Origin of the sequence: Propionibacterium sp. oral taxon 192 str. F0372 (assembly GCF_000413315.1) — a bacterium.
In the GTDB taxonomy this organism is placed as follows: Bacteria; Actinomycetota; Actinomycetes; order Propionibacteriales; family Propionibacteriaceae; genus Brooklawnia.
This window is the reverse complement of sequence record NZ_KE340297.1, coordinates 1,585,046-1,598,883: the sequence shown is the minus strand read 5'-3', so window position 1 is coordinate 1,598,883 and position 13,838 is coordinate 1,585,046. Positions and strand designations below refer to the sequence as shown.

General features: G+C 62.2%; 12 protein-coding genes and 1 tRNA gene. 4 read left to right on the top strand and 9 right to left on the bottom strand.

Going from position 1 to position 13,838, the window contains the following annotated elements; translation table 11 throughout:
* Positions 1–23: 23 nt before the first annotated feature.
* A complete protein-coding gene (mfd, locus tag HMPREF1531_RS07500; RefSeq protein WP_016669333.1) occupies positions 24–3,608 on the bottom strand; it encodes a transcription-repair coupling factor in 3,585 nt (1,194 codons plus the stop codon).
* A gap of 155 nt (positions 3,609–3,763) precedes the next feature.
* On the opposite strand from mfd, the gene HMPREF1531_RS07495 reads away from it, so the two are divergent.
* Genes HMPREF1531_RS07495 through larB form a run of 3 tightly spaced genes read left to right on the top strand, consistent with a single transcriptional unit; the run spans position 3,764 to position 6,587 of the window.
* Positions 3,764–5,074: a LarC family nickel insertion protein gene (locus HMPREF1531_RS07495; protein ID WP_051123412.1), complete on the top strand. Its 1,311-nt coding sequence runs from the start codon at positions 3,764–3,766 to the stop codon at positions 5,072–5,074.
* Complete coding sequence (larE, locus tag HMPREF1531_RS07490) at positions 5,071–5,931, top strand: ATP-dependent sacrificial sulfur transferase LarE (protein WP_016669331.1); 861 nt, start codon at positions 5,071–5,073, stop codon at positions 5,929–5,931. Before HMPREF1531_RS07495 ends, larE begins: the two co-directional genes overlap by 4 nt.
* Entirely contained in the window at positions 5,928–6,587 is a 660-nt protein-coding gene (gene larB / locus HMPREF1531_RS07485) for a nickel pincer cofactor biosynthesis protein LarB (protein ID WP_016669330.1), read from the top strand. Before larE ends, larB begins: the two co-directional genes overlap by 4 nt.
* Positions 6,588–6,734: 147 nt before the next feature.
* On the opposite strand, the gene pth is transcribed toward larB, so the two are convergent.
* The 8 genes from pth to HMPREF1531_RS07440 all read right to left on the bottom strand — a co-directional run bounded on the left by pth (position 6,735) and on the right by HMPREF1531_RS07440 (position 13,003).
* The gene (gene pth, locus HMPREF1531_RS07480) at positions 6,735–7,331 is read right to left on the bottom strand and encodes an aminoacyl-tRNA hydrolase (RefSeq protein ID WP_016669329.1); all 597 of its coding nucleotides are present in this window, start codon (positions 7,329–7,331) and stop codon (positions 6,735–6,737) included.
* 30 nt (positions 7,332–7,361) lie between these two features.
* A complete protein-coding gene (locus HMPREF1531_RS07475; protein ID WP_016669328.1) occupies positions 7,362–7,973 on the bottom strand; it encodes a 50S ribosomal protein L25/general stress protein Ctc in 612 nt (203 codons plus the stop codon).
* A 212-nt stretch (positions 7,974–8,185) separates the two neighbouring features.
* Positions 8,186–8,893 (bottom strand): hypothetical protein, encoded by a 708-nt coding sequence (locus tag HMPREF1531_RS07470; RefSeq protein WP_036897495.1) that lies wholly within the window; start codon positions 8,891–8,893, stop codon positions 8,186–8,188.
* 8 nt (positions 8,894–8,901) lie between these two features.
* Entirely contained in the window at positions 8,902–9,819 is a 918-nt protein-coding gene (locus HMPREF1531_RS13660) for a hypothetical protein (RefSeq protein ID WP_016669326.1), read from the bottom strand.
* The gene (locus HMPREF1531_RS07455; protein WP_016669325.1) at positions 9,806–10,297 is read right to left on the bottom strand and encodes a hypothetical protein; all 492 of its coding nucleotides are present in this window, start codon (positions 10,295–10,297) and stop codon (positions 9,806–9,808) included. The genes HMPREF1531_RS13660 and HMPREF1531_RS07455 overlap by 14 nt, the downstream gene beginning before the upstream one ends.
* A 122-nt stretch (positions 10,298–10,419) precedes the next feature.
* Positions 10,420–11,400, bottom strand: a complete 981-nt coding sequence (locus tag HMPREF1531_RS07450; protein WP_016669324.1) for a ribose-phosphate diphosphokinase — start codon at positions 11,398–11,400, stop codon at positions 10,420–10,422.
* On the bottom strand, positions 11,397–12,899 hold the full coding sequence (gene glmU / locus HMPREF1531_RS07445) for a bifunctional UDP-N-acetylglucosamine diphosphorylase/glucosamine-1-phosphate N-acetyltransferase GlmU (protein ID WP_016669323.1): 1,503 nt from the start codon (positions 12,897–12,899) through the stop codon (positions 11,397–11,399). Before glmU ends, HMPREF1531_RS07450 begins: the two co-directional genes overlap by 4 nt.
* A gap of 25 nt (positions 12,900–12,924) precedes the next feature.
* Positions 12,925–13,003: transfer RNA gene (locus tag HMPREF1531_RS07440), tRNA-Gln, on the bottom strand.
* 100 nt (positions 13,004–13,103) lie between these two features.
* Between HMPREF1531_RS07440 and HMPREF1531_RS07435 the strand changes: the two genes are divergently transcribed.
* Complete coding sequence (locus HMPREF1531_RS07435; protein ID WP_016669322.1) at positions 13,104–13,838, top strand: TetR/AcrR family transcriptional regulator; 735 nt, start codon at positions 13,104–13,106, stop codon at positions 13,836–13,838.

Sequence of the window (13,838 nt, the reverse complement as noted above, 5' to 3'; positions counted from 1 at the left end):
GTTACGGCGGACCAAGAATGAGTCTACTTCGCCACGGGGACCGGAGCGAAGACCGCCTCGACCAAGGTGGCGGCCCAGGCGAGCAGATCGGCTCCCTCAACCGGGACGCTGGGCACCCCGGTTGTGCGAGGCCGCGGCACCAAGGCGATATTCGTCGCCTTCACCAGGGAGCCTGGATACATCCGGGACAGCCGCAGTCGGCGCGATTCGGGCAGATCTACCCGCTGCTGCCCGGGAAGTAGCCGATCGTTGACCGGCGCAAAACGAATGTGGTTTCCCTGGGCCACCACCTCGGTTATACCCGAGGCGCGACAAGCGAGCCGGAAGCGTGCGACATCCAGCAGCATTCCGGTGGGTTGTGGCAGCGGACCGTAGCGGTCCTCCAATTCTTCGCGCACCTCGGTGATGTCCTGCTCGCTGCGCACCTCGGCCAGGCGTCGGTACATCTCCAGGCGCAGCCGCTCGGATTCCACGTAGTCGATGGGCAGATGCGCGTCGACGGGCAATTCGATGCGCATCTCGGCCTCTTCCTCAGCATCGGCCTCCCCACGAAAATCGGAAACCGCTTCCCCAACCATCCGGATGTAGAGGTCGAAGCCGACGTCGGCGATGTGACCGGACTGCTCATCACCCAGCAAATTGCCCGCGCCGCGGATCTCCAAGTCCTTCATCGCGATGGCCATACCCGCCCCCAAATCGGTATTCGATGCGAGGGCAGTCAGCCGATCATGGGCAGTCTGGGTGAGTGGTTTGTCTCGTGGGTAGAGGAAATAGGCATATCCACGTTCCCGGGAACGACCCACCCGCCCACGCAGCTGGTGCAATTGGGATAGCCCCATCCGGTCGGCGCGGTCAACGATGAGGGTGTTGGCGCTCGACACGTCAATGCCGGCCTCGACGATGGTGGTACACACCAGCACGTCGATACGTCGCTCCCAGAAATCGGTCATCACCTGTTCCAAGGTGCGCTCGGACATCTTGCCATGGGCGGTGACGATGTGCGCCTCAGGAACCGCTTCCCGCAGTTCGGCTGCAACCCGGTCGATATCCTGCACCCGGTTATGCACGTAGAAGACCTGACCCTCCCGGGCGAGTTCCCGGCGGATCGCGGCCACCACCTGGCCATGGTCGTAGGCCCCGGCAAAGGTGAGCACCGGGTGGCGCTCTTCGGGCGGGGTGGCAATAGTCGACATCTCCCGGATACCGGTGACCGCCATCTCCAAGGTGCGCGGGATCGGTGTGGCCGACATAGACAGCACATCAAGGTTGACCCTCATCTTCTTGAGGGCCTCCTTGTGCTCCACCCCGAAACGTTGCTCTTCATCGATAATCACCAGCCCAAGATCCTTGAACTGCACCTTGTCGGAGAGGATCCGGTGAGTACCGATGACGATATCCACCCGCCCGGAGACTAACCCATCGAGGGTGGCCCTCACCTCGGCATCGGACTGGAAGCGCGATAGCTGCGCAACATTGATCGGAAAACCGGCGTAGCGCTCAGTGAAGGTGGCGGCGTGCTGTTGAACGAGCAAGGTGGTGGGCACCAAGACGGCGACCTGCTTGCCGCTCTGTACCGCCTTGAAGGCCGCCCGCACGGCAATCTCCGTCTTTCCGTAACCGACATCGCCACAGATCAGCCGATCCATCGGGACGATCTGTTCCATGTCGTGTTTGACGTCGTTGATGCAGGCCAGCTGGTCGGGTGTCTCAGTGTAATTGAAGGCGTCCTCCAACTCACGCTGCCATACGGTGTCAGCGGCGAAAGCGAAGCCCTTGGTTGCCTGGCGAGCCGCGTACAACTTGATAAGTTCCGAGGCGATCTCGCGAACCGCCCTGCGGGCCCGCGATTTGCGGGCCTTCCAATCTCCTCCGCCCATCTTGTCCAGGCTCGGGGCCTCTCCCCCGACGTAGCGGGAAACCTCGTTGAGTTGATCCATCGGCACATACAAGCGGTCACCTGGCTGACCTCGTTTGGCAGGGGCATATTCCAAGACGAGGTATTCACGGGTTGCACCCGACACAGTGCGGGTGACCATTTCGATATAGCGACCGACCCCGTGTTGCTGGTGCACCAGGGCATCACCAGGCTTCAATTCCATGGGGACAACTTGGTTACGGCGACGAGTGGGCATCGCGCGGGAGGAGCGGGGAGCCTGTGCTCCGGTGATGTCCGCTGCGGTGTGCACCACCAGCCGGATCTCTTCGGCCCGCCAGCCCTGGCGCATACCGGAGCGAAAGATCTGTACCACTGGGTCATCGGATATCTCGGTCACCTCGGTGACAATCCTGGCAGGTACATCGTGTTCCCCCAGCAGGTCAGCCATCCTCGAGGCTGGACCAGATCCCTCCACCGAAAGCAGCACCCGTAATCCTTCGGCCAGATCGGAGCTGATCCGGGAGACAAATCCCTCGACATCGCCGTGCCAGTTGGGGGCATCAGTCAAGGCGAGTCGGCGAGTGGGCACCGAGGAAGCCAGTGCGGCGATCTCCTCAATGTCCATTGGCTGTTGATCATCCATGCCGAAGCTGGACAACGACCACCACTGCAGACCACGATCCAGGGCACGGGAACGCACCTCGCCCAGTTCCCAATACGCGGAAGCATCCAAGTCGATAGGAGCAGATCCGCCAGAAGCCGCTGCCGCCCATCCGGCACCGAGGAATTCCTGGGAGGTGCGCACTAGATCCTCGGCGCGGGCCCGCACGAGTTCAGGATCGTTGACCACGATCATGGCGTCGTCGCTCAGCACGTCGACGAGAAGTTCGAGATGGTCGACCAGAGCCGGGATGAGGGCCTCCATCCCCTCGACCCCCTGGTGGTTAGCGATCTTCTCCAACATCTCGGCGAGTTCAGGGTGGTCCTGCACCAAGGCTGCGGCACGCTCAGCAACCCGGTCGGTGATCAGCAACTCACGGCACGGGGAGGCATCTACCGCATCGATGGTCTGGTCGGTGGAGCGCTGGTCGGAGACTTGGAACCACGTGATGGTATCGATCTCATCACCAAAGAAATCAACGCGTACCGGGTGCGGGCAAGTGGGCGGGAAGATGTCGACTATGCCGCCGCGCACGGCGAATTCACCGCGGCGTTCTACTAGGTCAACACGTTGATAGGCGGCAGCAACGAGATCCGTGGTGAGTTTGGCCACCGGGTACTCCTGACCACGCACCAGGTGGACGACGGGTAGTTCGGCCAGGCCAGCCACCTGGGGCTGCAGCACCGAGCGGACCGGCGCGACGATGATTTCCGGGGCAGGCAACTCACCGTATCCGGCGAGTCGGCGCAGCACCTCCAGACGGCGTCCCACAGTGTCGGAGCGCGGGGACAGCCGCTCGTGGGGCAGGGTTTCCCAAGCCGGGTAGAACGCCACCTGGTGCGGATCGAGTAAGGTCTCCAAGACCGCGGTGAGCTGTTCGGCTTCGCGGAAGGTGGACGTAACCACGAGCATCTGGCGGCCGATCTGCCGTGACATGGTGGCAAGCAGCACCTGGCGGGCTGCGGGGGCACAGGTCAACTCGGCGGACACGAGCCCACTGCGGGCCTCGGTTAAGGCATTCGCCACCCCCGGATCAGTCGCGACAGCGGAGAACAGGCCGGAAACATTCACCGGCCAAGTTTAGGCACGCCGCCCTACCGAGGGCTTGTGGATTGCAACCGCAGGAGCGACGAACCATCAGTTCGTGGGGCACCGATGAATTCGCCCCGGACAACTACGGCAACCGTTGGACCTGCTCAAAGGAACATCCAGGCACAATGGAATCCATGACCCATGCTTGGTTCGATGTCTCTGCCGGGGTCGCGGGAGACATGCTGCTCGGTTCGCTCATCGACGCCGGCGCAGATCTGGTCACCATCCAGCAGACAATCGATCTTTTGATTCCGGGTGCCGTCCGACTGTCAGCCAGCACCGTCAACCGGGGCGGGCAACGAGCCACGAAGCTCATAGTGGAGGTCTTGGCTCCCGATCAACCCCATCGCACATGGAAAGTCATCCGCTCGATGATCGCAGATTCCGCTCTCCACGAGCAGACCCGCTCCCGCGCACTAGCCGTTTTCCATCTCCTGGCTGAGGCCGAGGCAACTGTTCATGGAACCGATCCCGAGCAGGTGCACTTCCATGAGGTGGGGGCCCTCGATTCGATTGCCGATGTCGTCGGCACCTGTGAAGCACTGCGGTTGCTGGGTGCCGAGACCATCTCGGCTTCTCCAGTCGCCCTGGGGTCCGGTCGTATCCAGGCTGCCCATGGCGATATCCCGGTCCCAGCACCGGCGGTCGCCCACCTGGCTATCGGCTGGCAAGTGAGTGCCGGGCCCACCGACGCTGGACTGGCCTACGACAACGACTCCGCACATCACCTGTTCCCCCACAACCAGCCTGCCCCGGTCGCCACACCCGGCGCTCCTGGAGAACTGGCCACCCCCACCGGGCTCGCCATCATCCGGGCCCTCGCCAGGATCTGCGAACCGATGCCGCACATGGTTCCGGCCAAGCTGGGAGTCGGCGCCGGGGACAAGGACTTCCGTGATCATCCCAATATCGTGCGGACCATCATCGGGAAACCTGTTACCCCACCGGCTGCCACCGAAATTGTCGAACTGGCGGCCAATGTCGATGACATGCCGCCAGAGCTGTGGCCCGGAGTCATTGAGGAATTGATCGACGCCGGAGCCCTTGATGCCTGGCTGGTTCCCATCACGATGAAAAAGGGCCGCCCCGCCCACACCATCCACGCACTGTGCCCACCAAACCTTGAAGAAACGCTTTCCCAGCTGTTTCTGGAACACACATCCACCATCGGGGTACGTGCCGTCGGCCATCGTCGTGTGGTGGCGGAGCGGGTGTGGACGACGCTCACCGTGGCAGGTCAGCCAATCGACGTGAAGATCGCATCCCGCAATGGCGTCGTGCTGCATGCCTCGCCGGAATTCGATTCCCTAGCAGCAGGCGCACAGGCAGCGGAGCTGTCTCGTCTCGATGTGACCCAGCGCGTGCAAGGGGCCATCGTCGCCGCGGGGCTGGTTGCGGGGGCCGAGTTCGATCGGCTGGGTCTCGACATCCGGGATGCCCGATGAGCTTTGCTGATCTTCCACACGCCACGCGAGCTGATGCGCAGGCCATCGTCGCCCAAGTGAGCGGGCACAAACGCATCGGTGTCGCCTACTCGGGTGGGGTCGACTCGGCCACCTTGTTGGCGGTGCTCGTGCGGGCCATGGGTGATCGGGTCATTGGGCTGCTGGCAGATTCCGAATCCCTCACCCGCACCGAACTGGAGCAGGCGCGTCGCACGGCCGCCGGGATCGGAGCTCGCCTGGTCGAGTTCCGCACTCACGAGATCGAGGATCCGGCCTACCGGGCGAATGGTGCCGACCGGTGCTTCCACTGCAAGCACCACATGTTCACCGCCATCGAAGACGATCTGGTCGAGCGTCTCGGCCTGGACGCGGTGGCCTACGGGGAAAATGCCGATGATGCCGTCGCCCCGGACCGCCCTGGAGCGAAAGCAGCTGCTCTTCATGAAATTCTCCGGCCGCTGGCCACCGCCGGTCTGACCAAACAGCGGGTGCGCTCACTGGCCGCAGCCCTGGGGCTTTCGGTTGCCGACAAGCCTGCGGCCCCCTGCCTGGCATCGCGCATCCCCCACGGTGAGCAGGTGACCCCCGGGAAACTCGCCCAGATTGAGCAGGCCGAGCAGGTAGTGCGCGACGCCGGTTTCTCGGATTGCAGGGTGCGTCACCACGGAGCAATCGCCCGGATTGAGGTGCCCACTGAGGAACTGGGGCTGCTGCTGGATCCCGCAACCCGCATTGAAGTGCTCACCGGAGTGAAGGCGGCTGGTTTCGCCAACGTCACCTTCGACCTTGCAGGAATGCAATGTGGTGCATTCACCATGCAGATCCTGAGAGCCCCGCACCTTGAGGAGCGACAATGAACGAGGAGATCGCCGAACTCGACCTGGACCGCACCCACCGCAGGGGTTACCCGGAGGCCGTCTACTGCGAAGGGAAGACCCCCGGACAACTGCGGGAGATCGCCATTCGCCTGGCGGATCATCCCGAGGTGACAACCTTGTTCACCCGCGCTGATCAGGAGCGCGCCGATGCGATCCGTTCCGTGCTGCACGACGCCCACTACGATGAGCTGGCGCAGTTGCTGGTGTGGCCGCCAAGGATGCCGGAGCCTAGTGGGGAACTCGTTGTGGTAGCCTGCGCCGGAACCTCCGACCTGCCCGTTGCCAGAGAAGCGCTGCTCACCGCCCGGCACCTGGGCAGACGGGTCGAACTGGTCACCGACATCGGTATCGCCGGCATTCATCGCACCTTGTCAAAAATCGATCTACTGCGTCGCGCGGGAGTCATTGTGGTGGTGGCGGGGATGGATGGCGCCCTGCCCGGGGTGGTGGCCGGGCTGGTTTCCGCACCGGTGCTCGCGGTACCCACCTCAGTTGGCTACGGCGCCAGTTTCGGCGGGGTGGCGGCACTGCTGACGATGCTCAACAGTTGTGCCCCAGGGGTAGGTGTGATGAACATCGACAACGGTTATGGTGCCGGTCACCTGGCGGCGCAGATAGCCGCACCGAGGAAGTGAATCCCCTGCCCAGCTGATCCACCTGCTGGTCGTGACCCACCAGGGACGGCCACCTCCATCCTCAAAACGATGATCACCGCGTTTCAGCTGCCCACCGCACAGCATCCACAAAATCGAGTTGTGCCCCCGTAAGCCTGGAGGCAGGCATCAGCCGTTGAACTTGTTCTGGGCGGTAGTCAGGCCCTGGCTGATCAAGGTTTCGGCGGCATCGGCGGCGCGGGCGATGACCACCGCAAGGTCCTCCCGCGCAGCAAGTGGGAATCTACCCAGCACATAGGCGGCACCGGTTTGGTGTCCGACGGGGCGGCCAATCCCAATGCGCACCCGGTGGAAATCACCGGTGCGCAGATGTGCCCGGATCGATTTGAGACCGTTGTGGCCGTTGTCGCCCCCGCCATTTTTCAACCGCAGCCGCCCAAAGTCCAAGTCAAGTTCATCGTGCACCACCACGATGTGGCCAGGTGCGACACCGTGGTAAGCGGCTAGTCTGCCGACAGCCTGACCGGATTCATTCATATAAGTGCGCGGCTTGACGATGAACAGCTTGTCGCCGGGGATGGTGCCCAAACCAAGGGTCGAGATCACCGTCTCAGCCACATCGGCGCGCATCCCTCTGGGCGCGGAAAAACTCACCCGGCCACGCCGGGCAAACTCATCGGCAGTCATGAAACCAACATTGTGCCGAGTCCATTCGTAGTCGGGACCGGGGTTGCCCAAGCCAACGAGCATCCAAGCGCTCACCATTGCACTCCCCCGGTCACGACCATCACGACCTCACTCAGCTGCAGCCTCGGGATCGTCGGCGGTCTCGGCTCCATCGGAATCGCCCAACATCTCGGTGACCGACTCGGCGACATTGATCGCGACGACCAAAGCCTCGGCGTCATCGTCGAGCTCGGCCCCCTTGGGCAGCTTGATGTCACCGACCAACACGTGCTCACCGATCTTGGCGCCCTCAACGGACACGACGATCTCGGAGGGAATCGACGTGGGATCAGCCAGGACGGTGATCTCGTTGCGCTCGTGGTTGACCAGGGCACCGGATTCGGCGTCGCCTTCAAGAACAACAGGCACCTGGACGGAGACCTTCTCACCCTTGACCACCAGGAGCAGGTCGATATGCAAGATGTTATTGGTCACCGGGTGACGAACGATCTGCTTAGGCAGCACGAGTTTGCTGGAACCGTCGGCGAACTGGACCTCAATGAGGGCATTCGACTGACGCAGGGCCAGCATCGAGTCGTGGCCCGGAAGGGTGATGTGGATCGGATCATGGCCACGACCGTAGATAACGGCGGGAACCTTGTGGTCACGGCGGATGCGGCGAGCTGCGCCCTTGCCAAACTCGTTACGAGCCTCGGCGACAAGCTTGATGGTGGTGGCCATCTGAATCTCCTTGGTTGCGAAACATTTCGCCTGCCGAGGAGGGCCGAGACCCAAGCACCAGTCGATAACGGACCAGATGTCGATCCCTCGCCAAGCGACACGGTGAGCATAGCCGCCACAGGCGGGCACACCAATTCGGTGGAGCGCCTGCGACGGCAACATGCATCGGGCGAGGGTCTTGCTCCCTGAACCTTCTGAATATCTTGCGCTGCTTACAGGGCCGCAAGCTCTCCCGAGGCAGTCTCAGCAGTGCTCTCAAGCTGGGCGACCCCACTCTCCCGGGTTGAAGAAAGGCCCTCTTTCGCCGTGTCCAACGCGCTTGATGCTCCCGGAGCGGAGCCGATCTCTGACAGCGGGCCCGCTTGTTCGGCCATTTCATTGACCTTCTTCGCGAGATCTGCGATCAGCGTCGCGGTATCAGCGGTCGCCTTATCGGACAGGCTCTCAAGCTTACTGGCAAGATTCTCGGCGTCCGTTGCTGCGTTGTCAGCAGCGGTCGCATGTTCACCCGCCGAAGTCCTGAATTCCCGGGCGGAGGCAGACTCCCACGTGTTGGTCGATGCAAGATTCTGCGGTTTGACCGAACTGGCATATTCTCTGGCGCTGGTAGCGAGGCTCCTGGCCTGTGCCGCAGTCGCAGAAATTTCCCAAGCTCCTGCAAGCTTCGGAAGAATCTGGCTCAGATTTGTCAGCTCTGATTTTGCCCCGTTCGCGCTAGCTTCGGCCTTTTGGCGGGTGTCGTCTAGCCTTGCTGTCGCCTGATCTATGGCCGCAGGGGGGAGATTCAAGTTAGCCAACCCCTGCCGCTCTTGTTCGATCTTCTGAGACAACACTTGCACCGCGTTGGTGAGGCTATTCGCAGTATTTGTTGCCGAATTATTGAGGTCAGCGACCGCAGCTTCTCCTTCAGTGGACATCATTACTTCCTTCAGACCTGGATGGGAACGGCAGAACCGGCAATATGAGTGTTTTCTTCCTCGTTCTCCGTGTACGAGTTGGCAGCTGTGCGCAGCTTTTCCGCCAACTGTGTGTCTTCCTGATTCAATGCATTGAATTTGTTGCTCATCCGCTGACTGGCGGTACCAAGCCCGGTCTTGGCCTTGCTGAAGACCCCCCAATCGCCCGACGAGCCGGGGAGTTCCTGGAAACTGGTGGCGAGGCTGGCTGATTTCTCGGCATAGCCGTCATATCTGGCAGCATCAGAGTTCAAGTCGGAGAGGTTCACGTCAACGTCGTGTTCGCTCTGGCCAGTCTCTTCCTTGCCATCGGCGGCCCGCGTTGTGCCACCGTCGCTGCCCTGGGAACCACCGCCGCCAGAAGAACCGGCATCGCCCGAACCTCCACCGGAGCCGTGGGAGCCGCCCCCGCCGCCGCCTCCACCGCCACCGCCGGAGCCGCCCCCGCCATCGCCACTCGAAGCGCCTGCGGCAGGTGTGGTATCGATGTCTCGAAGATCGGTGGTGATCTTGCCACCCAGAGACTGGACGATCTGGGTCGCCATCGGCTCCCACTTCGCATAGGCGTCGGGGAAGGCCGAGCGTTGGACGGCTTGGGCAGCCTCGGTCACCGACATCGATTCCCAGCCGGGAACTCCGAGCAGCCCCTCGTAGAATTTGGTCGCCGCATATTGTGGATCGGTCACCTGTTCCGGGGAGCCCCACCCACAGGAGGGCCGCTGCTGGAACAGGCCCAGCGAGTCACGGTCACCATAGTTGAGGTTCTGCAGAGTGGATTCCTGCATCGCCGTGGCGATAGCGATGATCCGGCCCTTCTCGGAAATGCCCATCTTGAGGCCCACATCGTTGATGACGCGGGCATTGGCCATCTGTTCCTCACTGAGTGCCATGCTCTTCCTCTCTCAATTCCTCGGCTTTTCTGATGATCTGCTCAATGGATTCATTGAACGTCTGGGCAGAGCCAGCTGCAGCGTGCTCGCTGGCAAAGCGCAGGTCATCCAGGATTCCGTACGCATACGACATGGAGATCGTGTGGTGATCGTTCGAGACCCGGACAGGTTCATGGAAGGGCTTGGCGAGTGTCTTGCGCAATCCATCGAGCGCGGCCCACATTCGGTTCTCTGCCTCAATGGGGCTCAAACCGGGCTCGGGTTCTCGCGGTGGTGGAGATTCGTGGTTGGTCATCGCCATCAATTCCCCGCGTACTACACCCAAGTTATGGTTGATCACCAGCTGGAGGTATTCGGGTGCCAAAACGCGCTTCCACCCGACTTGCAGACGCATGGAGACCAACCGGCCACCCTGCCCCAAGGCGATCGTGAGTGCCCCAGTGGGGTCGCAGCGGGTGTAGATCTCTTGTTGCGACATCCTCGTCCTTCCGTTATTCCACCCCAACTCTTCCACCCGGTGGGGTCAGCAACGAGGAGTCAAGTGCTTAGAGGGATACTCAGATTTTCCGGTCGGTTACTCATGAGCACACCCGAAGCGATTCAGGATGCCCCGTGTGAGAACAAGGAGGCCACCGAACCATCCTCGAAGATCTCGTGGATGGCCTGGGCCAGCAGCGGGGCGATGGACAGCACGGTCATGTTGTTGATCTGGATATCCGCACTCATTGGTAGGGTGTTGGTGAAGATGACTTCCTCGACACCGAAGGCATTGAGTCGTTCCGCTGCCGGACCCGACAGAATCGGATGGGTTGCAGCGATGATAATCCGCTCTGCCCCGTGGTCTCGCAGCGCCTGGGCCGCCTGGCAGACGGTTCCTGCCGTATCGATCATGTCGTCGACAAGCAGGCAGGTACGCCCGGCCACCTTACCAACCACCTCATGCACCTTGACCTGGTTGGCGATGGTCGGATCGTGGCGTTTGTGGATGATGGCGAGCGGGGCACCCAAGGTGTCACACCAATTGTCGGCGAGCCGGACCCGGCCCGCATCCGGGGAAACCACCGTCATGTTCGAGACGTCATATTTGGCTGCAACATGGGCGGACAACACCGGCAACGCGGACAGGTGATCGAGGGGGCCGTTGAAGAAACCCTGGATCTGGGAGGTGTGCAGGTCGACACTCATAATCCGGTCGGCACCCGCGGCCCAGAACAGATCAGCGATGAGCCTGGCTGAGATCGGTTCCCGTCCCAAGTGCTTCTTGTCCTGGCGCGCGTAGGGATAGCAGGGAGCGACCACTGTGATGCGCTTGGCCGAGGCTCGCTTGAGCGCATCCACCATGATGAGTTGCTCCATCAGCCACTCATTGACATTGGCGGGATGGGACTGGATGACGAAAGCATCGGAGCCGCGCACGGATTCCTCGTAGCGCACGTAGATCTCCGAGTTTGCGTAGCTGATCAGCCGGGAGGGGGTCAACTGGACTCCCATCAGGGCGGCGATTTCCTCCGCCAGTTCAGGGTTCGCCCGCCCCGTGAAAAGCATCAGGTGCTTCTCCGTTGGCCGCTTGACTCCACTCACTTGTTAGCCTCCCTGGCCTGTTGCTCAGCATCCAACGCCGCACGGGCTCCGGCAACCTTCTCATGTATCTTCCCGGAAGCCGTGTCAGCGGCCTCCGCAGCCTTGGAACCGGATCGGCGTCGCTGTACCCATTGGACGGAAATATGCCCGCGGGAACGCGCCACTGCCAGGGCGCCCGGTGGGACATCCTCGACGACCGCCGAACCAGCCGCGACGAAGGCACCGTCACCGATGTCGACCGGGGCGACGAGCACCGAATTGGACCCAATGAACACATGATCGCCCAAGTGGGTCGGCGATTTGTGGGAGCCATCGTAATTGGCGAAGATCGTACCCGCTCCGACATTCACCCCCTCGCCCAAGATCGCATCACCGCAGTAGGTGAGATGCGGAACCTTGGAGCCTTCACCGATCTGGGCGTTCTTGGTCTCAACGAAGGAGCCGATCTTCCCATTGGCCCCGAGAACGGTCCCGGCCCGCAACCGCGAATAGGGACCTACCTGAGCGCCTGCCTCGATAACGGCGAGTTCTCCGTGCGAGCGCACCACCAAGGCATCCTCCCCCACCTCAACATCGCGCAGGGTGGTGTCCGGACCAATGACCGCTCCGGTGGCGACGACAGTGGTCCCGAGCAGTTGGGTGTTGGGTTGGATGACGCAATCGGGAGCGAGCGTCACATCGTGGGAGATCCAGGTACTGCGCGGATCAATGATGGTGACCCCCTCACGCATCCAGTTCTCGACGATGCGCCGGTTCACCTCGGCGTTCATCCTTGCCAACTGCACCCGGTCGTTGACCCCCTCGGTCTGCCAGAGGTCCTCGACCTGGAAGGCGCCCACACGCTGCCCATGGTCGCGGGCATAGCCGACCATGTCGGTTATATAAAGCTCGCCTTGGGCATTCGAGGTGTCCAAGGTGGGCAACCCCTCACGCAGCAGTTCAGAATCGAACACATAGATGCCGGAATTGATCTCGCGAATCTCGCGTTCGGCGGGACTGGCGTCCTTGTGCTCGACAATGCGGGCCACTTCTCCCCCGTCACGCACGATCCGGCCGTAACCGGTGGCGTCCGGAATGACCGCGGTTAGCACGGTCACCGCGTTTCCATTGGTGCGATGCTCAGTAATCATCCGGGCCAAGGTGGACCCAGTGAGCATAGGTACATCGCCGTAGGTGACCACCACTTCGCCGATCGCCCCGTCGAGGGCGGCCATCGCGCAGGCCACTGCACCACCGGTACCGTTGCGAACCGGCTGCTCGACGACGCTCACCTGTGGGTAATGCTCGTTGAGGTGGCCCTCCACCTGCTCCCTCAGATGACCAACGACCACCACCAGACGCCGGGGATCAAGCGCCAACGCGGCATCGACTGCGTAAGAGAGCATCGGACGGCCAGCGAGTTCGTGCAGCAACTTTGACTTCTTGGATTTCATCCGGGTACCGCCACCCGCTGCCAGAACGACAACTGCAGCCACCCGCTGATCGCCGGACGTGCTCATCGGATCTCCTCCAGACTCCACAACGTTCCCCGGGCAGGAGTCGAACCTGCGTCGCTGGTCCTGATTCAAAGTCAGGCGGGCCCTGCCGGCAGACCAACCGGGGAACGACCACTCGGGCGTGATCAGGAACCACTCTACGGGGTTCTGCGCACCGATGTCTTCCTGTCCGGTTCCGTGTTGTCCGGTTGTGCGAGACTGGGGCCCATGCCCCAAGGTGATTCCCAGCGTGCCCGCCGTGGACGCAAGCGCATGACAAGCGCCCAACGCCGGGAACAGCTGATCGTCATCTCCCGCGGGCTATTCGCAGAACGCGGCTTCGACGGTACATCAGTGGAGGAGATCGCATCTCATGCCGAGGTATCAAAACCCGTTGTCTACGAGCATTTCGGCGGAAAAGAAGGGCTCTATGCCGTCGTCGTCGACCGGGAGGTGCGCACCCTTGAGGCAGCAATCCAGGAAGCCCTGGAGACTCCGGGTGCCGGGTATCGGGAGATCATCGAACGTGGCACCTTGGCCCTGCTCGACTACATCGACACCTGCCCTGATGGTTTCCGGATCATTTCCCGCGACGCGGCGGTCGGCTCCCAGTCGACCTCAACGAGTTTCGCCTCAATTCTGTCCGACATCACCGCTCATGTAGAAGACATCATCTCGGTGCCCTTGGGGCGCAGGGGTTATGACCCGGCACTGGGGCGAGTCTTTGCCCAGGGGCTGGTGGGCATGGTGGCCACCGCGGGGCAGACCTGGCTGGATACCCGGGAACCGGACAAGGAACAGCTCGCAGCACAGCTGGTGAATCTGGTGTGGAACGGGCTCACCCGGTTACGCAAGGATCCTGTCCTGGTGTGCAGGGCGAAGGACCGCAGACCACGCCACCGCACTGCGCCAGTGACTGTGCGTGCCCAACGAGCGATGTTGCCCGAAGATTCTCTCGGCTGA